Annotated in this window: 20 protein-coding genes; 13 read left to right on the forward strand and 7 right to left on the reverse strand. The window is 49.9% G+C overall.

Translation table 11 applies throughout. From position 1 onward, the window contains the following. Window positions 1-35: 35 nt before the first annotated feature. Together K7B67_RS20695 and K7B67_RS20700 are read left to right on the forward strand one after the other, a co-directional pair. Window positions 36-473: a DUF29 domain-containing protein gene (locus K7B67_RS20695; RefSeq protein WP_252177746.1), complete on the forward strand. Its 438-nt coding sequence runs from the start codon at window positions 36-38 to the stop codon at window positions 471-473. Beyond that, entirely contained in the window at window positions 470-2,320 is a 1,851-nt protein-coding gene (locus tag K7B67_RS20700) for an extracellular solute-binding protein (protein WP_252177747.1), read from the forward strand. The genes K7B67_RS20695 and K7B67_RS20700 overlap by 4 nt, the downstream gene beginning before the upstream one ends. Window positions 2,321-2,325: 5 nt before the next feature. Here K7B67_RS20700 and K7B67_RS20705 read toward each other — a convergent pair whose 3' ends face one another. Continuing rightward, complete coding sequence (locus K7B67_RS20705) at window positions 2,326-4,170, reverse strand: DUF885 domain-containing protein (RefSeq protein ID WP_252177748.1); 1,845 nt, start codon at window positions 4,168-4,170, stop codon at window positions 2,326-2,328. A gap of 326 nt (window positions 4,171-4,496) precedes the next feature. On the opposite strand from K7B67_RS20705, the gene def reads away from it, so the two are divergent. From def to trkA, 4 genes are all read left to right on the forward strand, one after another. After that, window positions 4,497-5,006 (forward strand): peptide deformylase, encoded by a 510-nt coding sequence (gene def / locus K7B67_RS20710; protein ID WP_252177749.1) that lies wholly within the window; start codon window positions 4,497-4,499, stop codon window positions 5,004-5,006. Window positions 5,007-5,122: 116 nt separating this feature from the next. Next, window positions 5,123-6,088 carry a methionyl-tRNA formyltransferase gene (gene fmt, locus K7B67_RS20715; RefSeq protein WP_252177750.1) on the forward strand — a complete coding sequence of 322 codons (966 nt, stop codon included), beginning with the start codon at window positions 5,123-5,125 and terminating at the stop codon, window positions 6,086-6,088. Then, window positions 6,088-7,392: a 16S rRNA (cytosine(967)-C(5))-methyltransferase RsmB gene (rsmB, locus tag K7B67_RS20720; protein ID WP_252177751.1), complete on the forward strand. Its 1,305-nt coding sequence runs from the start codon at window positions 6,088-6,090 to the stop codon at window positions 7,390-7,392. The genes fmt and rsmB overlap by 1 nt, the downstream gene beginning before the upstream one ends. Beyond that, window positions 7,389-8,762, forward strand: coding sequence for a Trk system potassium transporter TrkA (gene trkA, locus K7B67_RS20725; RefSeq protein ID WP_252177752.1), 1,374 nt, complete (start codon window positions 7,389-7,391; stop codon window positions 8,760-8,762). The genes rsmB and trkA overlap by 4 nt, the downstream gene beginning before the upstream one ends. Here the strand turns inward: trkA and K7B67_RS20730 are convergent. Beyond that, window positions 8,759-9,175, reverse strand: coding sequence for a type II toxin-antitoxin system VapC family toxin (locus tag K7B67_RS20730; RefSeq protein ID WP_252177753.1), 417 nt, complete (start codon window positions 9,173-9,175; stop codon window positions 8,759-8,761). The genes trkA and K7B67_RS20730 overlap by 4 nt on opposite strands. Next, window positions 9,176-9,427: a plasmid stabilization protein gene (locus K7B67_RS20735; RefSeq protein ID WP_252177754.1), complete on the reverse strand. Its 252-nt coding sequence runs from the start codon at window positions 9,425-9,427 to the stop codon at window positions 9,176-9,178. Between the two features lie 514 nt (window positions 9,428-9,941). Here K7B67_RS20735 and K7B67_RS20740 point away from each other — a divergent pair. From K7B67_RS20740 to K7B67_RS20770, 7 genes are all read left to right on the forward strand, one after another. Continuing rightward, window positions 9,942-11,390, forward strand: a complete 1,449-nt coding sequence (locus K7B67_RS20740) for a TrkH family potassium uptake protein (protein WP_252177755.1) — start codon at window positions 9,942-9,944, stop codon at window positions 11,388-11,390. Window positions 11,391-11,612: 222 nt separating this feature from the next. Next, the gene (gene glyQ / locus K7B67_RS20745) at window positions 11,613-12,578 is read left to right on the forward strand and encodes a glycine--tRNA ligase subunit alpha (protein WP_252177756.1); all 966 of its coding nucleotides are present in this window, start codon (window positions 11,613-11,615) and stop codon (window positions 12,576-12,578) included. Next, on the forward strand, window positions 12,578-14,677 hold the full coding sequence (gene glyS / locus K7B67_RS20750; protein ID WP_252177757.1) for a glycine--tRNA ligase subunit beta: 2,100 nt from the start codon (window positions 12,578-12,580) through the stop codon (window positions 14,675-14,677). Before glyQ ends, glyS begins: the two co-directional genes overlap by 1 nt. Before the next feature lie 120 nt (window positions 14,678-14,797). Further along, a complete protein-coding gene (gene gmhB, locus K7B67_RS20755; RefSeq protein WP_252177758.1) occupies window positions 14,798-15,358 on the forward strand; it encodes a D-glycero-beta-D-manno-heptose 1,7-bisphosphate 7-phosphatase in 561 nt (186 codons plus the stop codon). Window positions 15,359-15,374: 16 nt separating this feature from the next. Continuing rightward, window positions 15,375-16,100 (forward strand): lysophospholipid acyltransferase family protein, encoded by a 726-nt coding sequence (locus K7B67_RS20760; RefSeq protein WP_252177759.1) that lies wholly within the window; start codon window positions 15,375-15,377, stop codon window positions 16,098-16,100. A 148-nt stretch (window positions 16,101-16,248) separates the two neighbouring features. Continuing rightward, the gene (locus tag K7B67_RS20765) at window positions 16,249-16,509 is read left to right on the forward strand and encodes a type II toxin-antitoxin system RelB/DinJ family antitoxin (RefSeq protein WP_252177760.1); all 261 of its coding nucleotides are present in this window, start codon (window positions 16,249-16,251) and stop codon (window positions 16,507-16,509) included. 2 nt (window positions 16,510-16,511) lie between these two features. Further along, a complete protein-coding gene (locus K7B67_RS20770) occupies window positions 16,512-16,781 on the forward strand; it encodes a type II toxin-antitoxin system YafQ family toxin (RefSeq protein WP_252177761.1) in 270 nt (89 codons plus the stop codon). A gap of 13 nt (window positions 16,782-16,794) precedes the next feature. On the opposite strand, the gene lpcA is transcribed toward K7B67_RS20770, so the two are convergent. From lpcA to dnaN, 4 genes are all read right to left on the reverse strand, one after another. Then, window positions 16,795-17,370, reverse strand: a complete 576-nt coding sequence (gene lpcA / locus K7B67_RS20775; protein ID WP_252177762.1) for a D-sedoheptulose 7-phosphate isomerase — start codon at window positions 17,368-17,370, stop codon at window positions 16,795-16,797. Window positions 17,371-17,504: 134 nt separating this feature from the next. After that, entirely contained in the window at window positions 17,505-19,919 is a 2,415-nt protein-coding gene (gene gyrB / locus K7B67_RS20780; protein WP_252177763.1) for a DNA topoisomerase (ATP-hydrolyzing) subunit B, read from the reverse strand. Then, window positions 19,912-21,090, reverse strand: coding sequence for a DNA replication/repair protein RecF (gene recF, locus K7B67_RS20785; RefSeq protein ID WP_252177764.1), 1,179 nt, complete (start codon window positions 21,088-21,090; stop codon window positions 19,912-19,914). The genes gyrB and recF overlap by 8 nt, the downstream gene beginning before the upstream one ends. A 64-nt stretch (window positions 21,091-21,154) precedes the next feature. After that, entirely contained in the window at window positions 21,155-22,258 is a 1,104-nt protein-coding gene (gene dnaN / locus K7B67_RS20790; RefSeq protein ID WP_252177765.1) for a DNA polymerase III subunit beta, read from the reverse strand. Window positions 22,259-22,452: the final 194 nt, after the last annotated feature.

The following is a 22,452-nucleotide window of genomic DNA, read 5'->3' on the forward strand; positions in this document are numbered from 1 at the left end:
CTACATTAGAGTAGCTAGAGCTAGGGAGGTGATATATGGAAAACTTATACAAAACTGATTACTACCAATGGGTCAAACAACAAAAAGAGCTGTTGATAAACCGGCAGTTTGACCAGCTTGACCTGGAAAATCTCATTGAGGAAGTCGACGATATGGGTAAGCATGAGCCCCGGTCACTCACCAGCCACCTGAAGCAATTACTCATGCATCTCCTCAAATGGCACTATCAACCTGAGCATCAATCAAGGAGCTGGCAAGACTCCATTATTCTCCACAGGGAAGATGTTGAAGAGCTGCTTTTGGAAAACCCAAGCCTTAACCCTAAATTGCCTGAACTGTACAGCAAGGCCTATAAAAGAGCGGTTGCACTGGCGGTTAAGCAAACTGGCCTTCCAGCAAAGACTTTTCCAAAAGAATGCCCGTGGGCCTACAAACAGGTTATGAGAGATGGCTGGTTGCCAGGAGCAGAATGAACTCAAAAGGACTGTTTCCAGAACTGTATCTGACAGGCTGGCTGTTACTGCTCAGCTCGCCACTCTTTGGGGAAGTGACAATCCACAAGTCTCACGGCCTGTCGCGGTTTCACGATCTTAAATACCCCGCCAGCTTCAGACACTTTGACTACGTCAATCCACAGGCACCTAAAGGTGGTGAAATCAGCCTGTTTGCCCACGGCACCTTTGACTCACTGAACCCATACGCCCCCCAGGGCAATACGCTTTCCGGGTTACCTTCGTTCGCCTACATGCGTTACGGCTTCACTGAGCTGAATGAGCCATTAATGGTGGGTTCAGGGCAGTATGCACCTTCGGGAGATGAACCCCGATCGGCCTACGGGTTAATCGCTGAAAGCGTTGAATACCCGGATGATAATCAATGGATTATCTTCAACCTTCGCCCCGAAGCCCGTTTTCACGACGGGCATGAAATCACTTCGGAAGATGTGCTTTTTTCATTCAAAGCCCTCAGTGACAAAGGCAGCCCACGATACAAAATGCAGCTGGACTCTATTGCGTCGGTGGCAGCACTGGGCAAGAAAAAAGTCCGCTTTAACTTTAAGCAACCGGGTTCCCGCCAACAGTTATTTCATGCCGCCGAGCTACCTGTTCTGCCAGCCCACTTCTGGAAGAACAGGGCCATCGACAAATCAACCCTGACTCCGCCTTTGAACAGCGGCCCTTACCGGGTCAGCCGTGTGGAACCCGGCAAGCTTATTGTATTCTCAAGAGTCAAGGATTACTGGGGCAGGGACTTACCCGTCAACAAAGGAAAATACAATTTCGACACGGTAACCATCTATTTCTACCGTGACTTTCAGGTGGCTATGGAAGCCTTCAAGACCGGTGGCCACGATCTGCATCTTGAGGTCGTCGCCAAGAACTGGAAGAACGCTTACAACTTCCCCGCTGTCATCGACGGACGCATAAAAAAACGAACCATTCCCCATCGGATGGCTTATGGCAGCAGCTTTTTCTTTTTCAATACACGACGTCCATTATTCAGGGATGTCCGGGTTCGTCAGGCGATAACCCTGATGTTTGATTATGAATGGACGAACCGGGTGATCTTTGACAATGCCTACCGTCGTTCTCATAGCTACTTTCCCAACAGCTCCCTGGGCGCTATTGATACGCCAACTCCGGCTGAGCAGAAGCTATTATCGTCATTAACGCCCTCATTACCGAACCCGATTGCCAGTCAGGCATTTTTGCTTCCAGTAACGTCTGGAGATGGGCAGCTAAGAACTGAAAAGAGAAAAGCCCTTTCCCTACTGAATGAGGCAGGCTGGTCCCTGAAAAACAATCAGCTGGTCAACAATATGACTCAACAACCTTTTGTTTTTGAGTTTATTGAAAACGACCACGCTACTGACCGCTACCTCTTGCCTTTCAAGAAAAACCTCGAGTCTATTGGCATCACCATGAAATATACGGTCATGGACGCCAGCCAGTATTACGCCAGAATGCGATCCCGGGACTTTGACATGATTGCCCAGTTACTGCCGCAAACGCTCTCACCGGGTACCGAGCTGATCGATTATTTCCATTCCAGCCGGGCCAATGACAACAGCTCCAGGAATCTTGCTGGCATTGACCATCCTGTTGTGGATCAACTGCTTCAGAAACTGACTGAAGTGCATTCACAACAGGAACTGCAAACCCTGACCCGCTCACTGGACCGGGTACTGCTGTGGAACTATTACGGCATCCCAAAGTGGCACTCCACCTACATGAGAGTGGCTCACCGGGACAAATTTGGCTGGCCAGAGCAGCTGCCGGAATACACCACCAGCTTCAGCACCTGGTGGCAAAAACCCTGAGCAGTTCAGCTGCTTTTTTTGTTCACCCAGAGGTTGACCTGCTCCTCAAGAATATCCAGAGGGACTGAGCCGTTTTTCAGAACCACATCATGAAACTCCCGGATATCAAAATCGCTGCCCAACGTTTTTCTGGCTTTTTCCCTCAATTCCAGGATCTTCAGCATACCCACTTTGTAAGCAGTGGCCTGTGAAGGCATAACAATGTAACGCTCAATGGCTTTTTTTATGTCTCTCCTGGGGTTGGGGGTATTCTCAGTCAGGTATTCAATGGCTTGCTCACGGGTCCAGCCTTTGCTGTGAATTCCGGTATCCACCACTAAACGACAAGCTCGCCATAACTCCATAGCCAGTCGACCAAAGTCCGAATAGGGATCTTTGTAGAACCCCATTTCCTTGGCAAGATACTCGGCATAAAGCCCCCAGCCTTCGATGTAGGCGATGTAACGGGTGTGTTTGCGAAACATGGGGATATCTTTCAGCTCCTGAGCGATGGACAGCTGCATATGATGGCCGGGAATGCCCTCATGATAAGCCAGAGCCTCCACCTGATAGGTGGGCATCTGTTTCATCTGGAACAGGTTGGCGTAGTATATTCCGGGTCTTGAACCGTCGGGCGCAGGACGCTGGTAAAAGGCTTTACCGGCGGATCTTTCACGAAAAGCTTCTACCCGTTTCACTTTCAGCTCAGCTTTTGGTTTGGTCAGAAACATCTGATCCAGGGCCGCGCTCATATCAGCAATAAACCGGATGTTTTCGTGCAAATATTGCTGGCGACCGAATTCATTCTCCGGTTTGTAAAATTGTGGATCGGTGCGCATAAACTCATAAAAATCCTGAAGGTCTCCTTCGAAACCCACCTTTTTCATGATCTCTCTTATTTCATCCTGAATGCGGGCGACCTCTGAGAGTCCAAGATCATGAATCTCATCGGCACTGAGCTCCGTTGTCGTGGTTCTTTTAAGGGCGTTGCGATAGAAAGCGTCGCCTTCGGGTAGCTTCCAGACACCAGCACGATCGTCAGACTTCGCTGCCAGTAATTCAAGGTTGGCAATCAGCTTTCGGTAAGCGGGACCCACCTGATCAACCAGGGCCTTTTCAGCCTCTTTGATCAAGCGAGACTTTTCTTCCTGTTCAAGATCCAACCGGTCCACTTTGCGGGTGAAGTCAGCCAGTAACACACTGTTTTTACCTTTCTGAAAAGGGGCTCCGGTAATGACATTTTCAGAGTCACGAATCACCTGAGGATAAACAAACTTTGGCGCCAGAATACCCATCTCTGCCCGGATATTCAGGCCATCCAGCAACTGATCAAAATAGACAGGCACCGCCTGCAGTCGCGCTATGTAAGCTTCTGCATCCACCTTATCTTTAATCTGGTGCAGGTTGATCAGCAGCGCTGGCATCCGTGAGTGAACACCAAACATCTGGTTAACCGGATAGTTGTGATAACGCCAGCGATAATCAGCAATATCATTTTCCAGGCTGGCTACCGCCAACCGGTAGCTCAGTTGAGTCTGGGCATCCAATGCTTCCGGGTTGATGCTGTTTCTGATGATTGCTAACTGTTTAATCTTCAGCTGATGGGATCGTCTAATGCCCGCCTCGCTGATGTCATCCCATTTATCCTGGTCTTGTTTAATCCCCAACATGGTCTGATAGTTGGGACTCAACATCACTCTCTCCATAAAGAGCTTATCCAAAAGCTGATTCGCTTTTTCAGATTCAGAGAGAGCCTCTTGTTCAACAGCTGAAGTTTGTCGTGTAACTGGATTCTGGGCTTGCTGGGTTGAGCATCCCGAGATAAAAGCGGTTGCGATAGCAATAGCCGACAGTGTTTTTGTTTTTTGCATTATGGGTTCACAAGTGAGAGAGAGTTATTGTTATAGTTGACTCGACACTTATTTGACTCCCTGTCTTCGACTTTGTCCAGCCGCACTCGTCTATAGCTCTCGGCTATCTAATGATTTATCCCGATGGCAACGCTTTAAACACAGACATCTTCCTCGTGAGCTCATCGCCTGAACGTAAATAAACACTTAAAAATGGAACGTTCGCACTTAAAACTACCTATATACCTAAAAGAAATTTAAAATTACTTTTTAATCGAACAAACAGCTTTGAGCTCACGACAGCCGAAGCTGCATTTTGCCAACAAAAAAGCTTGAGAATCATCCCCATGGCGCTTCTGGAAATCCTCCAATACCCTGACGAAAGACTCCGCACCGTCGCCGAGCCCGTCGCTGAGGTAAACGACGATATTCGTAAAATTGTCGACGACATGCTGGAAACCATGTACGAATCCAAAGGCGTTGGCCTGGCGGCCACTCAGGTCGATATCCATCTGCGCATTATCGTGATGGACTTTTCCGATGAGGGCAACGAGCCAATGGTCCTGATCAATCCAACCTTCGAACCTCTGACCGAAGAGTTAACGGATCTGTCTGAAGGCTGTTTGTCCATCCCCGGATTCTTCGAGCTGCTGGATCGTCCGGCTGAAGTTCGACTGACCGCGCTGGACAGGGATGGCAACCAGTACTCAAAAGATCTGGAAGGACTGCCTGCTGTCTGCGTACAACACGAGCTGGATCACCTGAATGGCAAGCTGTTTGTGGATTATCTGTCCCGCCTCAAGCAGGAACGCATTCGCAAGAAACTGGTGAAGAACAAGCGCCTCGCCACGGCTTAATGCCTCTGATGATCCCCCGGAAAATAACTTCCGGGGGACTCAGATTTTACTCAGCCCCTGACTTTATCTATCATCGCCGTCATCCCCATCGTTCTGTCGAGCTTGTAGAAAATCCAATGAAAAGCCTTCGTATTGTCTTTGCCGGTACTCCGGATTTTGCCAGCGCCCACCTTAAGGCGGTTCTGGACAGTCAAGCGGTTCTGGACGGTCAGCATGAAATCGTTGCTGTATACACCCAGCCAGACAGACCGGCGGGACGGGGCAGAAAACTCAAGCCCAGTCCGGTGAAGGAGCTGGCGCTGCAACATGACATTCCGGTGTTTCAGCCATTGTCCCTGAAAAAAGAGGAAGCCACCCGGGACCAGCTCGCTGCGCTCAAGCCCGACCTGATGATTGTGGTGGCCTACGGCCTGATACTTCCCAAAAGTGTGCTGGCTATTCCAACCTATGGCTGCATCAATGTCCATGGCTCGATTCTGCCGCGCTGGCGTGGTGCAGCCCCTATCCAGCGGGCCATTGCTGCGGGTGATAAAGAGTCCGGTGTCACCATCATGCAAATGGATGAAGGTCTGGATACGGGTGATATGCTGATAAAAGCCCACTGTCCGATTCACACAACAGATACCTCTTCCGACTTGCATGACCGTCTGATCGAAGTAGGGCAACCTGCTCTGATCCAAGCCATTGATGCCATTGCCAAAGGCACTGTCACCGCTGAAAAGCAGGATGACCGCTACGCCTGTTATGCCCATAAAATGAGTAAGGAAGAAGCCCGTATTGATTGGCACCAACCCGCCGCTGATCTTGACTGCCTGGTGCGGGCATTCAACCCCTGGCCGGTGGCCACCACAGAGCTGGAAGGAAACGCCATTCGGGTCTGGGAAGCAGAGCTTATTGAAGGAACCCCTGATGAGATGCCCGGCACCCTGATCAAGGCTGACAAATCGGGCCTGGATATTGCCACTGCCAAAGGCATACTCCGTCTCACTAACGTGCAGTTATCTGGCAGCCGTGCCATGCCCGTTCAGGACCTGCTTAACAGCCGCAGGGATATGTTTGTACCAGGGAAAAAATTTAACTGATGGCTAAACAATCTTCCGTTCGACTGGCGGCAGCCAAGGTAGTCAGCCGTGTGGTTGCCGGTGAATCCCTGAGCCAGGTATTACCTGAATATCAGGAAGGCCTTCGCCAGAAAGACCAGCCGCTGCTGGCAGAACTCAGCTACGGCACGCTGCGGTACTATTTTCGTCTGGATCGCTGGCTCAGCACCCTGATGGACAAGCCGCTGAAAGCCAAGGAGCAGACCCTTCACAGTCTGATTCTGGTGGGGCTCTATCAGTTGTTCTACACCCGTATTCCAGCACACGCCGCTATCGGGGAAACAGTTCAGGTTACCCGAACGATGGGGAAAGCCTGGGGTCGGGGGCTGGTTAATGGCGTGCTTCGTTCGGCCCAGCGTCAGGAAGAAATGCTCAATGCCTTGTCCGAATCCGACGACATTTGTCTTACGGCCCATCCCCAATGGCTGATCGGTAAAATCCGCCAAGCCTGGCCCGACCACTGGCAGGCTATTGCCCGGGCTAACAATCAGTCACCTCCCATGACCTTGCGAGTGAATGAACAGCATATAAAGCGTGACCGTTATCTGAAAAAATTACTGGACGACTGCATTCAGGCTTCATCTTCCCTGGTATCTCCCCAGGGCATTACCCTGACACGGGCTTTGCCGGTGGCTCAGCTGCCCGGCTTTTCAGACGGTGTGGTCAGTGTTCAGGATGAATCCGCTCAGCTTTCCGGCAACCTGCTGCCCGTTAAAGAGGGCGACAGGATTCTGGATGCCTGCTGTGCTCCCGGAGGCAAAACCTGCCAGCTGCTGGAAATGTTTCCGGGTATTAAGCTGGATGCCCTGGATATTGATGAGAAGCGACTGGCCCGGGTGCAGGAAAACCTGGATCGCATTGGCCTGAAAGCCCGGCTTATAACCGGTGACGGCACTCAGCCTGAGCTATGGTGGGATGGACAGCATTACGATCATATTCTGCTGGACGCTCCCTGCTCGGCAACGGGTGTCATCCGCCGCCATCCGGATATAAAACTGCTCCGCAAACCCGAAGACATTGATACCCTGGCCGAACTGCAAGGCACAATGCTTAATACCCTATGGTCATTGCTGAAGCCCGGTGGCACACTGCTCTATGCTACCTGTTCCATTATGCCTGCTGAAAACAGCAAACAGATTGCCGCCTTCCTCGAACAACGAGAAAATGCTGAACTGCAAGCCCTTCCCGGGGAATGGGGACTGGATACCGGCTTTGGCCGACAGGTTTTACCCGGTTCAGGAGACGGCTTTTTCTATAGCCTGCTGAAAAAAGTAAAAAATCTATGAAAATCATCATTCTCGGTGCCGGACAAGTAGGCGGAACCCTGGCCGAAAACCTGGCCAATGAAGAGAACGACATCACCGTTGTCGATACCAACGGAGAGCTTCTCAGAGAGCTACAGGATCGTATTGATATCCGAACCATCCAGGGTATGGCCTCTTTTCCCAGTGTCCTCAAGCAGGCCGGGGCTGATGATGCCGATATGCTGGTGGCGGTGACCAACAGCGATGAAGTGAATATGGTGGCCTGTCAGATTGCCTACACCCTGTTCCACACACCTTCCAAAATTGCCCGTATACGGCAGGCGGCCTACCTGAACAGGGAAAATCTGTTTGCCGATGATGCCATGCCCATCGACGTATTGATCAGCCCCGAGCAGGTAGTGACTAATTACATTCGACGTCTTCTTGAACGTCCCGGTGCACTTCAGGTTCTGGATTTTGCCGATGGCCGTGCCCAGCTGGTGGCCATGAAAGCCTATTATGGCGGGCCATTGGTTGGCCAGGAACTGCGCTACCTGCGTGAGCACATGCCCAACGTTGACACCCGGGTGGCTGCGATTTTCCGCCGTGGCAAAGCCATCATGCCCAAGGGAACCACCGTGATTGAGGCCGATGATGAAGTGTTTTTTATCGCTGACCGCTGTCATATCCGGGCCGTCATGAGTGAACTCCAGAGGCTGGATGATGATTACAAACGCATCATTATTGCCGGTGGTGGCAATATCGGTCTGCGCCTGGCTCAGTCGGCTGAAAATGACTTCAAGGTAAAAATCATTGAGCAGAATATGGAGCGCTGTCAGTTCCTGTCTGAAACCCTGATCAAAGCCATGGTGTTCAACGGTAATGCTTCTGATAAAGAGCTGCTGATTTCTGAAAACATTGAAGAGACCGATGTCTTTTGCGCCCTGACCAATGATGATGAAGCGAACGTTATGGCGGCTATGCTGGCCAAACGTCTGGGTGCCCGAAAAGTCATGGCCCTGATCAACAATCCTGCCTATGTGGACCTGGTTCAGGGAGGCGAAATTGATATTGCCATTTCCCCTCAGCAGGCCACCATTGGCAGTCTTCTGAAACACGTACGAAGGGGAGACATTGTTAATGTTCACTCACTTCGTCGGGGCGCAGCGGAAGCCATTGAAGCCATTGCCCATGGCGGTGAAAATTCATCCAGGGTTGTCGGTAAAACCGTTCAGCAGGTTGAACTACCTCCGGGAACCACCATCGGAGCCATCGTCAGAAACGACGAAGTGTTGATTGCACACGACACTACTCGTATAGAGTCCGGGGATCATATCATCCTGTTTCTGACTAACAAGAAACGGATTCATGAAGTGGAGCAATTGTTTCAGGTTGGACTAGGGTTCTTTTAATCCAACCATGGGTTAACTACAGGGACGTTAGCGGCTTCGAACGGTGCAACATCTCGGGAAGCAACCCGGAATCCGTGCACGGAAGCAATGGCGGCAATATAGCCATCAGGCACTGGAAAGCCCCGTCCCCTTTTTCTGGCCAGCACTGCCAACTCTGCGTATTCTCTGGCAGCGGCCACATCAAATTCCAGAATGCGGCCCCTGAAAAGAGTGGTGTATTGATCCACAGCCTGGCTCAATTGCTGCTTCCGACGACCGTCAGGCAAAGCCAGAATGCCAAACAGCAATTCGGCCAGCGTCACACTGGACAGGTAGAGCGTTTCACTTATTTGTTCATTCAGCCAACCAACGACAGCCGTATCGGGTGACTGCCTCATGGTTTCCGAAATAATATTGGTGTCGAGTAATATCATTCAAAATTTCACCGGTTCCGCTGGCGTCTTATCCCGGTTTTGCTCCAGAATATCAACTTCTTCATCCGTCAGGCCGATGTCCTGTCCGGCATTAACCAGAGCATCACCCATCAACACCCGATCCTCAGGTTGTAAAACCTCTCTGAGAATATTCCGAACCTCGGCAACCATGCTGCGGTTATTTCGTTTAGCCCTGACCTTAAGGGCACTGTACAGCTCATCTGGGATATTTCTAAGGGTCATCATTGCCATAACTTCACTCCTGTAAAACACACTCTTTATGAATTCTTAATACTATTATAATTCACTATGCATTCATTATTAAAAAAGAATGCAAATCTAACCAAAAAAAACCTTAGTTTCTGTTCTGCAAAAAATCAACTTTAATGACCGTAGCCTGCCTAAACGTTCATGACCGGCAGAGTCAGTCCTATATCATACGCACTGATTGTCCAGCAGGGTTGTCGTTACGCTAAGAATTACCTAACCTTGAAATTGGATTCGGCATGGCTTTGACCTGTAAGCCCTGGCGACTTGAGCCGATCAAGTGAATCCAAAACTGGATCTTGCATGATGTAAAAACCCGCCATAGTGCGGGTTTTCTGTTTTAAAGCAATCACTCTCATAGTACAGTCGTACCTTTATCAGCACTCTACCGCTATCTCTGAATGCTGTACTGAATGGTTACAGTTCAGTCATTTATTAGCATGGATAACCAAATCAGACAGCATGGCCGCTGTCTGTAGAACTAGAAAAACAGGGTCTTATGCAATTTTCTGTCGTTTTGCCTGTCCTGGGTATTCTCTTGATGCTGTTCAGTTTCTCCAGTCTTCCGCCTCTGGCGGTGGCGATGATCTACGGGGAATCGGAAATTGCGCTGTTTTTATATACCTTTTTCCTGACTTTTCTCATCGGTTTGCTGCTCTGGTTTCCCCTCAGGAACATCAAAACGGATCTTCGCCCCCGTGACGGCTTTATCATCACCGTTCTTTTCTGGGTGGTTCTGGGCGGTATGGGTTCCCTGCCACTGTTGTTGATGACCGACCCGGCCATCAGTGTCACGGATGCTGTCTTCGAGTCCATGTCGGGGCTGACCACCACCGGTGCCACCATACTGACGAATATTGATCAGCTCCCCAAATCAATCCTCTTTTATCGTCAGCAACTTCAGTGGCTGGGCGGCATGGGCATCATTGTTCTGGCAGTGGCGATCATGCCCATGCTGGGAGTCGGGGGGATGCAGCTTTATCGGACCGAAACACCAGGGCCGATAAAAGACAACAAGCTGACGCCCCGCATCAAGGAAACGGCGAAAGCACTCTGGCTGCTCTACCTGACACTGACGGCAGTCTGTGCCCTGGGTTACTGGCTGGCGGGTATGAATCTTTTTGATGCCGTAAGCCATAGTTTTTCCACCATCGCCATTGGCGGGTTCTCAACCCACGACGCCAGTATTGGCTATTTTGAATCGCCCCTGATTAATGCCACGGCCACTTTTTTTATGCTGGTAGCCGGTATTAATTTTGCTCTTCACTTTTTTGCCTGGCGCAATAAATCTGCCCACCACTACTGGCAGGATCCCGAAGTTCGTACTTACTTACTGATCCTACTACTGGTCTCATTGATTACCGTGGCGGGGCTCTACTTCTCTGGCACGTATGATCTGGCAGACGCCCTGGATTACGGTCTGTTTGAAGTGGTTTCTGTCGCCACCACTACCGGTTATGCCGCCAGCGGTTTCTCAGCCTGGCCGACATTTCTGCCACTGCTGCTGTTTATGACCAGCTTTATCGGAGGCTGTGCAGGCTCTACAGCGGGTGGCATGAAGGTGATTCGGGTGCTGCTGATTTTCAAACAGGGGGTAAGAGAGCTTCGTCGTCTGGTTCATCCCAACGCGGTTTACTCCATCAAACTCGGTGGCAAGGCCGTTCATAGTCGGGTCGGTGAGGCCGTCTGGGGGTTCTTTGCCGCCTATGTCTTCCTGTTTGCGGTCATGATTCTGGCGGTTATGGCCACGGGCGTTGATTTAACGACGGCTTTTTCTACTGTCGCTTCCAGTATGAATAATCTGGGTCCCGCATTGGGCGCAGCGGCTGAAAACTACAGCACCCTTCCCGATGCGGCGAAGTGGATTCTCTGTTTTGCCATGTTGCTGGGTCGTCTGGAAATCTTTACGCTGCTGGTATTATTCACACCCACATTCTGGAAATACTGAGACGGAAAAAAGTTATTCACATCTGCTAACAACTTATCCACATTTTCTTCAAAACTCCATGGCCCTGCGCCTTGGAGTTTTCCGGCGATGATGACCCGTTTATGCACAACACCGTCAATGCCGTGGGGATACAACGCTATCCGCTCCAGAGCCAAACCGTTATAATCCGCCGCTGTTTCCAGAAAATTAAAGCCTAATTTTGAGCCTCCATGAGGTAGTACTGTGACTTCTCAAAGCACACCTGATATCAAGACATTCCAGGGCCTTATTTTGGCCCTTCAGCAGTTCTGGGCTCGCCAGGGCTGTGTCATTATGCAACCACTGGATATGGAAGTGGGGGCAGGTACCTTCCATCCAGCCACCTTCCTTCGCGCTATTGGTCCGGAAAACTGGAACTCTGCCTATGTGCAGCCCTGCCGTCGTCCAACCGATGGCCGCTACGGTGAGAACCCAAACCGTCTTCAGCACTACTACCAGTTCCAGGTGGTAATGAAACCCTCTCCGGATAACATTCAGGAACTTTACCTGGACTCCCTCAGAGAGCTGGGTATTGACCCAATGGTGCATGACCTTCGCTTTGTCGAGGACAACTGGGAATCCCCCACACTGGGCGCCTGGGGTCTTGGCTGGGAAGTCTGGATGAACGGTATGGAAGTCACACAGTTTACTTACTTCCAGCAGGTGGGCGGCATTGAGTGTTATCCGGTGACGGGTGAGATCACTTACGGCCTTGAGCGTCTGGCCATGTATATCCAGGGTGTGGATAACATTTACGACCTGGTTTGGACTGAAGGCCCACAGGGCACCGTGTCTTACGGCGATGTTTTCCATCAACAGGAAGTAGAGATGTCTACTTTCAACTTTGAACACGCTGACACGAAAGCGCTGTTCCAGCAGTTTGATTTTTTTGAAAGTGAGTCCAGCCGCCTGGTTGCAGCGGGCCTGCCTCTGCCTGCCTATGAGTACGTTTTAAAAGCGTCTCATACCTTCAACCTTCTCGATGCCCGTCACGCCATCTCGGTGACTGAACGTCAGCGTTTTATTCTGCGGGTCAGAACCCTGGCCAGGGCTGTCGCCAAAGCCTACTTTGATGCCCGCCATAAGCTCGGCTTCCCGCTGGCCAGTGACGATATCCGTACCGAAGTTCTGGCCAGTCTGGAAGACGGCAAGACACAGGAGAAAAAGTGATGAGTCAAAAAGATTTCCTGGTCGAGCTGGGAACAGAAGAGCTGCCACCCAAAGCGCTGAAAAGCCTTTCCGACGCTTTCACCCAAGGTATTGTTGATCGCCTGAACAACGCTCAACTGTCTTTTGACAGCTTTGAAGCCTTTGCCACACCTCGTCGTCTGGCCCTGTTAATCAAAGGGCTGGAAACAGCACAACCCGATCAACAGCTTGAGCGTCGTGGCCCAGCGGTAAAGGCAGCCTTCGACGCAGAAGGTAAAGCCACTAAAGCAGCCGAAGGTTTTGCCCGTTCTAACGGAGTGCCTGTTGATCAGCTGGAAACACTGGAAACCAACAAAGGTGCCTGGCTTGTCTATCGCGGGGTTCAGCAGGGTGCCAAAACCACTCAACTGCTGCCGGATATGGTCCGCCAGTCTCTTAATGAATTGCCTATTCCCAAGCGTATGCGCTGGGGAGCAGAGCGCACTGAGTTTGTTCGCCCGGTTCACTGGTTAGTGATGCTGATGGGGGAACGGGTGATCGATTGCGAAATCCTGGGCCTTCAATCGGGTAATCAGACCCGGGGCCACCGTTTCCATGCTAACCAGCCTCTGACCATTAACCAGCCTGCCGATTATCAGCACCTTCTGAGCGAGCAGGGCAGGGTCATGGCTCGCTTCGAAGAAAGGCGCAACCTTATCAGGCAACAGGTCACAGAAGTCGCTAGCGGATTAGGTGGCGAAGCGGTGATTGATGAAGACCTGCTGGACGAAGTAGCGGCTTTGAATGAGTGGCCTGTTGCCCTGTCTGGTCGTTTTGATGATGAATTTCTGGAAGTTCCGGCAGAAGCCCTGATCTCTTCCATGAAGGCGCATCAGAAGTATTTCCATGTCCTGTCAAAAGAGCCATCGCAGGAAGGAACGCTGCTTCCCCATTTTATAACCATTTCAAATATCGAGAGCCTGGAGCCTGAACAGGTCGTATCCGGTAATGAACGGGTTATAAGACCGCGCCTTGCCGATGCCAAATTTTTCTTTGATACGGACAAAAAAACCACCCTTGAAGCACGCAGGGAAACCCTGAAACCCATCGTTTTCCAGGCACAACTGGGATCGCTGTTTGATAAGAGTGACCGTATTGCCAAACTGGCAGGATTTATCGCAAAACAGGAAGGAGGGCAGGAACTGCTGGCTGTCCGTGCCGGAGAACTCTGCAAATCTGACCTGACATCAGAAATGGTTTTAGAATTCCCCGAGCTACAGGGCATTATGGGACAGTACTACGGTACCAACGATGGCGAACCTCAGGAGGTATGCCTCGCCCTGAACGAACAGTACATGCCTCGCTTTGCCGGTGATGAGCTGCCCTCCAATCTGACGGGTTGCGCCGTTGCCATTGCTGATAAAATCGATACCATCACCGGTATCTTTGGCATCAATCAACCACCTTCTGGTAATAAGGACCCGTTTGCACTGCGAAGAGCAACGCTCGGTGTCCTGCGTATTATTGTTGAGAAGAAGCTGGATCTGGATCTTCGTGCTCTCATTAACCAGTCAATTGCAGGTTATCAATCACAAGGAGTTGAGCTGCCTGCCGCCAGCAATGAGCAGCTGACAGAAACGGTTCTGGATTTCATGCTGGAGCGTTTCCGTTCCTGGTACCAGGACGAACAGATTCCTGTTGAAGTCTTCCTGTCTGTGAAGGCTCTGAAACCTTCTCGTCCCTTCGACTTTGATCAGCGCGTTAAGGCGGTGCATCGCTTTAGCCAGATGGTCGAAGCCGAAACTTTGTCGGCAGCCAACAAGCGTGTTTCCAATATTCTGGCTAAGGCGGGAGACCTGGTTATTCCTGACTCTGTTGATCCGGCACTGATGACAGAAGCCGCAGAGCAGGCTCTGGCCACAGCTCTGGCCGACAGCAAGGAAAAGGTTGCTCCGATCCTGGAACAGAGACAATACTCGGCAGCCATGGAAAGTCTGGCACCGCTGAAAGACTCTGTAGACCGCTTCTTTGATGAAGTATTGGTCAACGCTGAAGATGAGCAGATTCGTTTAAACCGCTACGCGCTTCTGAAACAGCTACGCAGTCTGTTCTTACACGTTGCGGATATTTCATTACTTTAGGAGTCTGTCTACGCTACAGAAATCCTGATCAAAGCTTGATACAGTGAGTGCGGCTTTTATGCCGCACTTTTTCTATCTATTGAAACAGTATCTCAGGTATGAAGCCTGCCTTTTGAAATTATGAGCAAACTGATCATTCTTGATCGTGATGGCGTCATCAATAAAGACTCCGATCACTACATTCGTACGGTGGATGAATGGATTCCTCTGCCCGGCAGCATTGAAGCTATAGCCAGACTCAGCAGGGCAGGCTATACCATTGCCATTGCCACTAACCAGTCAGGCATTGCCAGAGGTTACTTTAGTGAAGCAACCCTTGCAGCCATGCACCAGAAAATGCTGGATCTGGTGGTTGCAGAAGGTGGCAGGATAGACTGTATTCAATACTGCCCCCATGGTCCTGACGATCAATGCCGCTGCAGAAAACCCCTGCCTGGCATGATTGAACAGATCGAAGAAACTCTTAACATGCCCGCAGCATCAGCCTGGGTTGTCGGGGATTCGCTTAGGGACCTTCAGTCCGGCCAGGCAATGGGATGCAAGGTAGCTCTGGTGAAAACCGGCAAGGGCATCAGAACGATCAATAAAGGGGAAGGTCTCGACAATGTGCCAGTATTCGCAAACCTGGCCGCATTTACTGATTTTATTCTAGAACCTTCACAGGTCGATATTTCAGGTTAAACAAAATAGGTTATAAATGACACTCGTCGTACAATACACACGAACCGCATTATTTTATTTCCTGCTGGCCACCTTTACGATTCTCTGGTCCACGGTAATGCTTTTTGTTGTTCCTTTTATTCCCATGAACACCCGCCACAAGGTGTTGGTCAAGAACTGGGCGACTGTTGCCATGGGACTGGCCAGACTGACCTGTGGGATAAAGTATGAAGTGCATGGCAAGGAAAACATTCCTGACGCCCCCTGCGTTATGATCAGTAACCACCAAAGTACCTGGGAAACGTTTTTCCTGCAGACGCTGTTCAGTCCCCAGGCTCCGGTTCTTAAGAAAGAGTTATTGAAGATCCCGTTCTTTGGCTGGACACTCCGGCTTATTAAACCGATTGCCATTAATCGTAATGATCCCAGGGCGGCATTGAATGATGTGGTAGAGCAGGGCACTGCGGCATTACACGACAATCGTTGGGTACTTATTTTTCCGGAAGGGACTCGTAATCCCAATGGCCAGTTGGGTAAGTTCTCAAGAGGGGGGGTTAACCTGGCACGAAAAGCCGAGGTTAATGTGCTGCCCATTGCCCATAATGCTGCGGCCTGCTGGCCTATGGATAGCTTTCTGAAAAAGCCCGGTACCATTCAGCTTCATATAGGGCCAGTTATAGAAACCAAAGACAGGACGGCGCTGGACATTAATAATGAGGCGCGGGACTGGATTGCTGATGCGTTGGATCACATGAACGACTAAAACGTACCCAGGTAAAAAAAGGCTCTACACAAATATGGAGCCTTATCGTGGTCAAAAAGTGATAGTAGATACAGTTTTTTGAAATGTGTACCAATTGGTCTACTATGAAAAACTATAAGAGTCGATTCAATCACCAGAGGCAATCGTTATGAGCAAAAGCGCTGTAGTAAAAGCCAGAGTAGAACCTGAGCTGAAGAAACAGGCTGAAGCAGTGTTTCGCAAGATAGGGTTGAACACGACACAAGCCATTACTCTTTTTTATACGCAGGTTGAGTTATGCAATGGGTTGCCGTTTGATGTGCGTATTCCTAACGAAGAGACTCTAAAAGCTTTCGAGGAAAGTGACAGAGGGGAAGGATTGGTAAAGTGTGAAGACCTGGAAGACATGTTTAAGAAACTGGAGCTTTAACCATGCTGGTACCCGTATTCTTAACCCGGTTTGACAAGGATGTAAAAAAAGCAAAGAAGCAGGGGAAAGATATGGAAAAACTGAAATTTATTACCCGCCAGCTGGTAGAGCAGAAGCCGCTGGCTCCCAGATACAGGGATCACCTGTTAACCGGGAATTATAATGGCAGGCGGGAGTGCCATATAGAGCCAGACTGGCTGCTAATCTACAGGTTGGCTGATGATTGCATTTTTTTTGAAAGGCTCGGGAGTCATTCAGAGTTATTCAAATAGAAACCACCTTTTTTTAAGCCATGTGCTTCTCAATCAGCTGAATCATGATATGAATGGCTTTGATGTGAATTTCCTGAATCCGGTCAGCGTATCCAAAATGGGGGACCCGGATCTCTACATCCGCCAACCCATCCATTTTGCCACCGTCCTTACCCGTCAGAAGAATCACTTTCATCCTTTTTTTACGGGCTGCTTCAACGGCCTTGAGGATATTGCCAGAGTTGCCGCTGGTACTGAGCCCGAACAGCACATCGCCTTCAAAGCCAACGCCTTCCAGATAACGTGAGAATACATACTCATAACCGTAGTCATTGGAAACACAGGACAGGTGGCTGACATCAGAGATAGCAATGGCAGGGTAGGCAGGGCGGTCATCACGATAGCGGCCCGTCAGTTCTTCAGCAAAGTGCATGGCATCGCAATGAGAGCCTCCGTTACCACAGGCAATCACCTTGCCGCCCTGCTTAAAGGATTCCGCCAGCAGGCTCGCTGCCTGGTCTATGGCATCAATACAGGCTTCATCATTGAGAAAGCGCTCCAGAACCTGCTGAGCTTCTTCGAGTTCTGCACGAATGATTGAATGGTACATAGGCTATCCACTGTAAATCGAAGGCTTTATGATGCATCACATCAACGATGCATCATAACTTTACTTGTCTGAAAGAGGGTAAATCAATCAGGCTCAGAGTCGCTTTCCTGAGCGACTCTGAGTCTGGTGCCGTTTTAAATATCGAGGTTAGCCACGTTCAAGGCATTGGACTCAATAAAGTCTCTACGGGGCTCAACCTGATCGCCCATCAATGTGTTGAAGATCTGGTCAGCAGCAATGGCATCTTCAATGGTCACCTTGAGCATTCTTCGCACGTCCGGATCCATAGTGGTTTCCCAAAGCTGGTCCGGGTTCATCTCACCCAATCCCTTATAGCGCTGAATGTTGTGCCGTTTAGTGGATTCAGTCATCAACCAGTCCAAGCCTTCCTCAAAGCTCTCTACCGCCTTTTTGCGCTCGCCTTTCTGGATAAACGCAGACTCTTCCAGCAACCCCTGTAGCTTGGTTCCCAGGCCTTTAATCGAGCCGTAATCACCCGAGCCGAAGAAGTCGACATTCCAAGTGTATTCAGTGGGCACACCATGGGAAACAATGGTGACTTTGGGTAACCAGACCTGATGCTCACGATCTTCAAACAGCTCGAAGCTCATGGTGCGACCGGCTAACTTTAACGCCTGAATACGGCTATTCATAACCTCCAGCCAGGACTGCATTTTCGCCTGATCTTTCAGGTCTTCTTTAGCAACAGCGTCCAGATAGATCATCTCTTTCATGATTTCAGAAGGGTAAATGCGTGACAGACGCTCAATGGTTGCAATGACCTTTCTGTATTCTTTTACCAGAGATTCCAGCGCTTCATCACCGATACCCGGTGCATTTTCATTGACGTGCAGAGTGGCGTTTTCCAAGGCCGACTGGGTCAGGTAATCATCCAGGGCGACATCGTCTTTGAGGTATTGCTCCTGCTTGCCTTTCTTCACTTTGTAGAGCGGTGGCTGAGCAATATAGACATAGCCATTTTCAATCAACTCAGGCATCTGGCGGAAGAAGAACGTCAGCAGCAGGGTTCGGATATGAGAGCCGTCAACATCCGCATCGGTCATGATGATGATGTTGTGATAGCGCAGTTTCTCAATATTGAACTCAGTACGGCCAATACCACAACCCATTGCGGTGATCAGAGTGCCCACCTCCTGAGAGGAGAGCATCTTGTCAAAGCGCGCTTTTTCAACGTTCAGGATCTTACCTTTGAGTGGCAGGATGGCCTGTGTTTTCCGGTTTCGGCCCTGCTTGGCTGAGCCCCCCGCAGAGTCACCCTCCACAATGTACAATTCGGAGAGAGCCGGGTCTTTCTCCTGACAGTCGGCCAACTTTCCAGGCAGTCCTGCTATGTCCAGAGCCCCTTTCCTGCGGGTCATTTCACGGGCTTTACGGGCCGCTTCACGGGCTCTGGCAGCATCCAGCATCTTGTTGACAACTGCCCTGGCTTCCTGGGGGTTTTCCATCAGGTAGTCGGCAAGATAGCTGCTCATCTCCTGTTCAACCGCGGTTTTCACTTCCGAAGAAACCAGCTTGTCCTTGGTCTGGGATGAAAACTTAGGGTCAGGTACTTTAACTGAAATTATCGCCGTGAGACCTTCACGGGCATCATCGCCGGAAGTGGAAACTTTCTGGTTCTTGGCAAAGCCTTCGCGCTCGATATAGCTGTTCAGATTACGGGTCAGTGCGGCTCTGAAACCGGCCAGGTGGGTACCACCATCGCGCTGGGGAATATTGTTGGTGAAGCAGAAAATGTTTTCCTGAAAACCATCATTCCACTGCAATGCCACCTCTACACCAATGCCGTCTTCCCTTGTTTTTGTGAAGTGGAAGACCTTGTTGATGTTGGTCTTGTTGGTGTTGAGGTATTCAACGAAGGCACTCAGCCCGCCGTCATAGCGGAACTGGTCTTCTTTACCCGTGCGCTCATCAATCAAACGGATAAAGACGCCAGAGTTCAGGAAAGAGAGCTCTCTCAGTCTTTTTGCCAAAATGTCGTAGCTGAACTGGATGTTGGAGAAGGTCTCCCCAGAGGGTACAAAGTGAACCTCTGTGCCGCTCTTTTCAGTCTCTCCGATCACTTTCATGGGCTCCTGTGGAACCCCATGAGAGTAGATCTGCTGATGAACCTGACCACTTCTGCGGATGGTCAGCTTAAGCTCTTTGGAAAGGGCGTTTACCACGGATACACCGACGCCGTGCAGGCCACCGGAGACCTTATAAGTGTTGTCATCAAACTTACCGCCCGCATGAAGTACCGTCATAATCACTTCAGCGGCAGACACACCTTCTTCTTCGTGGATATCTACCGGGATTCCACGACCATTATCACGAACAGTAATGGATTCATCGGGATGGATAATGACTGCAATTTCATCACAGAAGCCAGCCAGGGCCTCATCAATCGAGTTATCTACCACCTCAAATACCATGTGGTGAAGGCCGGTGCCGTCATCCGTATCGCCGATGTACATTCCTGGACGCTTACGTACTGCGTCCAGACCTTTCAGCACTTTAATATTGGACGCATCGTAATTTTGTTCACTCATAGTCTTTCTCCAGCGATTTCTTCAGCGATTTCTCCAGCGATTCAGTCTGGCGAACCTTACACCCCGATTCCAGGTTCACAGATCCCTGTTTCACGTGAAACACTTTAAGGTCAATTCCAGGCTCCCAGCAATCCACCAGTGCCCCCGGCTCTACACAGGTAATAAATACCTGACTTTGCATATTCTGTAATATTTTGCACATAGCTTTCCTGTGGGGAGCATCCAGTTCTGAAGGCAAATCATCCACAAGAAAAACACACTGACTGTTGGTCACCTTTGAAAAGAGATAACCTTGCGCCAGCTTTAACGCACAAACCACTAACTTTAGCTGACCACGAGACAAGATATCGACGGCATTATTTCCTTCCAGCCGTACCCTAATATCTGCCCGTTGTGGCCCTGATTGTGTGTATCCGGTCTGAAGTTCACGAACGGCATTTTCTTTTAACACTTCAGCCAGGGATCGTTCTCTGTCCCAACCTCGGTAATAAGTGATCTTGATATCAGCCAGCGAGGTCAGTTGGCTCAGAACCTCTTGAAAAACGGGTGTCAGTTGATCAAAGTATTGTTGTCTGAGTTGGTCTACAGCTTCAGCGGCTCTTACCAACTCCACATCCCAGACAGACAACTGAGATGACAAGGATGAGCCCGTCATTTTACCATGACGAAGCAAACTGTTCCGCTGTTTAAGTGCTTTTTGAGTTCGCTTCCACAAAGGTAAAAACTCACTGTGTTTCACGTGAAACACACCCCAATCAAGAAACTCTCTTCTTTGCCTGGGTGAACCTTCCAAAAGTTTAAAGGTGTCAGGGTTAATAATCTGTAAGGGCAGAAGTCTGGCTAACTCGGAAGTTGACTTCAGACTTTCTCCAGCTACCCGAATTTGAAAATTTTCTTCTTCTAAATCTCGGGAAACCCCCACCGGTATCAGGCGATCGTTATTGGATTGAAGTTGTGCAAAGACGGTGCACTTCCCCTGTTTATGACGAATAACCGGCTTCAGCCTGGCGCTTCGAAAAGACCGGGCTAACCCCAGGAGGTGGATAGATTCAAGAATACTGGTTTTTCCACTGCCATTGAGACCGTAGAAAATATTGATATCGGGAGAAGGGGAGAAAGTAGCGGATGCCAGATTCCTGACATCCTTAATCATCAGCTTGTGAATGGTCATCAGCCTGTATAACTCTCAAGAGTGACAGCCTTCACAACCGGTTTTAATGATATAAACGCCTTCATCAAAGTCTCATAGGCATGACAACATAGGTGGAGTCACTGGCGTCAGACTCTTCCAACAAAGCACTGGTGATAGGGTCAGCAAGGGTTATCTTGACCGATTCACCAGAAATGACCGACAGAACATCCAGCAGGTAACTCACGTTAAAACCTACCTCAAGCGTTTGGCCATGGTACGCCAGACTGATCTCTTCCTCCGCTTCTTCCTGCTCAGGGTTGTTGGCGATGACTTTTAGCATGCCATCAGAAAGAATCAGACGAATACCCCGGTATTTTTCATTGGAAAGAATGGAAGCACGCTGGAAAGCCTGACGAAGTTCCTGACGATCACCAATAATAATCTTGTCACCACCCCGGGGAATAACGCGCTCATAATCAGGGAATTTCCCATCCACCAGTTTCGAGGTAAATATAAAGTCCCCGGTTTTCGCCCGGATATGATTGGCTCCCAGGCTGATATGAACCATCTCATCACCTTCCGTCAGAAGACGGGCCATCTCCATAATCCCCTTACGAGGAACGATGACCTGGTGACGATCTTGCTGATTAATATCAGCATCAACCGTACACATGGCCAGACGGTGTCCATCGGTAGCGACAAAACGCAGCTTATTCTGGCTGACTTCAATCAGCATACCGTTCAGATAGTAGCGAACGTCCTGTTGCGCCATGGCAAAACCGGAGCGATCAATCAAACGACGCAAACGGCTCTGACCAATGGTAAAGGTCATGGAGCCTGGCTCTTCGTCAATACTTGGAAACTCCCTCGCTGGCAAAGTCGACAGGGTAAAACGAGAACGACCCGCTTTCAGTTTGACCCGTTGATCATCCTGGGAAAACTCAATCAGAGCGTTTTCCGGCAGAGATTTACAGATATCCATCAGTTTTCGGGCTGGAACCGTAATTTCTCCGACTTCAGAGACCTCATCCAGGGTCACCCGACCTACCAGCTCCACCTCCAGATCCGTCCCTGTCAGAGAGAGTTCATTACCGTCCACCACCATCAGGACGTTGGACAATACAGGTAGAGTCTGTCTGCGCTCAACAACACCAGCCACCAGTTGCAGTGGCTTGAGCAATGCTTCCCGATTAATGGTAAATTTCATCGCTTTCCTTTCTCTTGGCTACCGGAAGGAAGTCACGGAGACCTTCTTCCTGAAATTCATCAAATATCTTCTCTAGGAGCCTGACCGAGAATAGCTGCCCTACTGCGGCGGCAGCAAATTGGTCTAAAAATCCGCTTTTGTTCGTCAAATAGCTAGCTATTCTCCTCACAAAACCGAATTTTTATCCTCAATTT

The organism is Endozoicomonas sp. 4G (assembly GCF_023822025.1).
Taxonomy (GTDB): Bacteria; Pseudomonadota; Gammaproteobacteria; order Pseudomonadales; family Endozoicomonadaceae; genus Endozoicomonas_A.

Coding starts and splice junctions, on each gene's coding strand:
- K7B67_RS20695 (WP_252177746.1), top strand. CDS start 36: ATGGAAAACTTATACAAAACTGATTACTACCAATGGGTCAAACAACAA.
- K7B67_RS20700 (WP_252177747.1), top strand. CDS start 470: ATGAACTCAAAAGGACTGTTTCCAGAACTGTATCTGACAGGCTGGCTG.
- K7B67_RS20705 (WP_252177748.1), bottom strand. CDS start 4,170: ATGCAAAAAACAAAAACACTGTCGGCTATTGCTATCGCAACCGCTTTT.
- def (WP_252177749.1), top strand. CDS start 4,497: ATGGCGCTTCTGGAAATCCTCCAATACCCTGACGAAAGACTCCGCACC.
- fmt (WP_252177750.1), top strand. CDS start 5,123: ATGAAAAGCCTTCGTATTGTCTTTGCCGGTACTCCGGATTTTGCCAGC.
- rsmB (WP_252177751.1), top strand. CDS start 6,088: ATGGCTAAACAATCTTCCGTTCGACTGGCGGCAGCCAAGGTAGTCAGC.
- trkA (WP_252177752.1), top strand. CDS start 7,389: ATGAAAATCATCATTCTCGGTGCCGGACAAGTAGGCGGAACCCTGGCC.
- K7B67_RS20730 (WP_252177753.1), bottom strand. CDS start 9,175: ATGATATTACTCGACACCAATATTATTTCGGAAACCATGAGGCAGTCA.
- K7B67_RS20735 (WP_252177754.1), bottom strand. CDS start 9,427: ATGGCAATGATGACCCTTAGAAATATCCCAGATGAGCTGTACAGTGCC.
- K7B67_RS20740 (WP_252177755.1), top strand. CDS start 9,942: ATGCAATTTTCTGTCGTTTTGCCTGTCCTGGGTATTCTCTTGATGCTG.
- glyS (WP_252177757.1), top strand. CDS start 12,578: ATGAGTCAAAAAGATTTCCTGGTCGAGCTGGGAACAGAAGAGCTGCCA.
- gmhB (WP_252177758.1), top strand. CDS start 14,798: ATGAGCAAACTGATCATTCTTGATCGTGATGGCGTCATCAATAAAGAC.
- K7B67_RS20760 (WP_252177759.1), top strand. CDS start 15,375: ATGACACTCGTCGTACAATACACACGAACCGCATTATTTTATTTCCTG.
- K7B67_RS20765 (WP_252177760.1), top strand. CDS start 16,249: ATGAGCAAAAGCGCTGTAGTAAAAGCCAGAGTAGAACCTGAGCTGAAG.
- K7B67_RS20770 (WP_252177761.1), top strand. CDS start 16,512: ATGCTGGTACCCGTATTCTTAACCCGGTTTGACAAGGATGTAAAAAAA.
- lpcA (WP_252177762.1), bottom strand. CDS start 17,370: ATGTACCATTCAATCATTCGTGCAGAACTCGAAGAAGCTCAGCAGGTT.
- gyrB (WP_252177763.1), bottom strand. CDS start 19,919: ATGAGTGAACAAAATTACGATGCGTCCAATATTAAAGTGCTGAAAGGT.
- recF (WP_252177764.1), bottom strand. CDS start 21,090: ATGACCATTCACAAGCTGATGATTAAGGATGTCAGGAATCTGGCATCC.
- dnaN (WP_252177765.1), bottom strand. CDS start 22,258: ATGAAATTTACCATTAATCGGGAAGCATTGCTCAAGCCACTGCAACTG.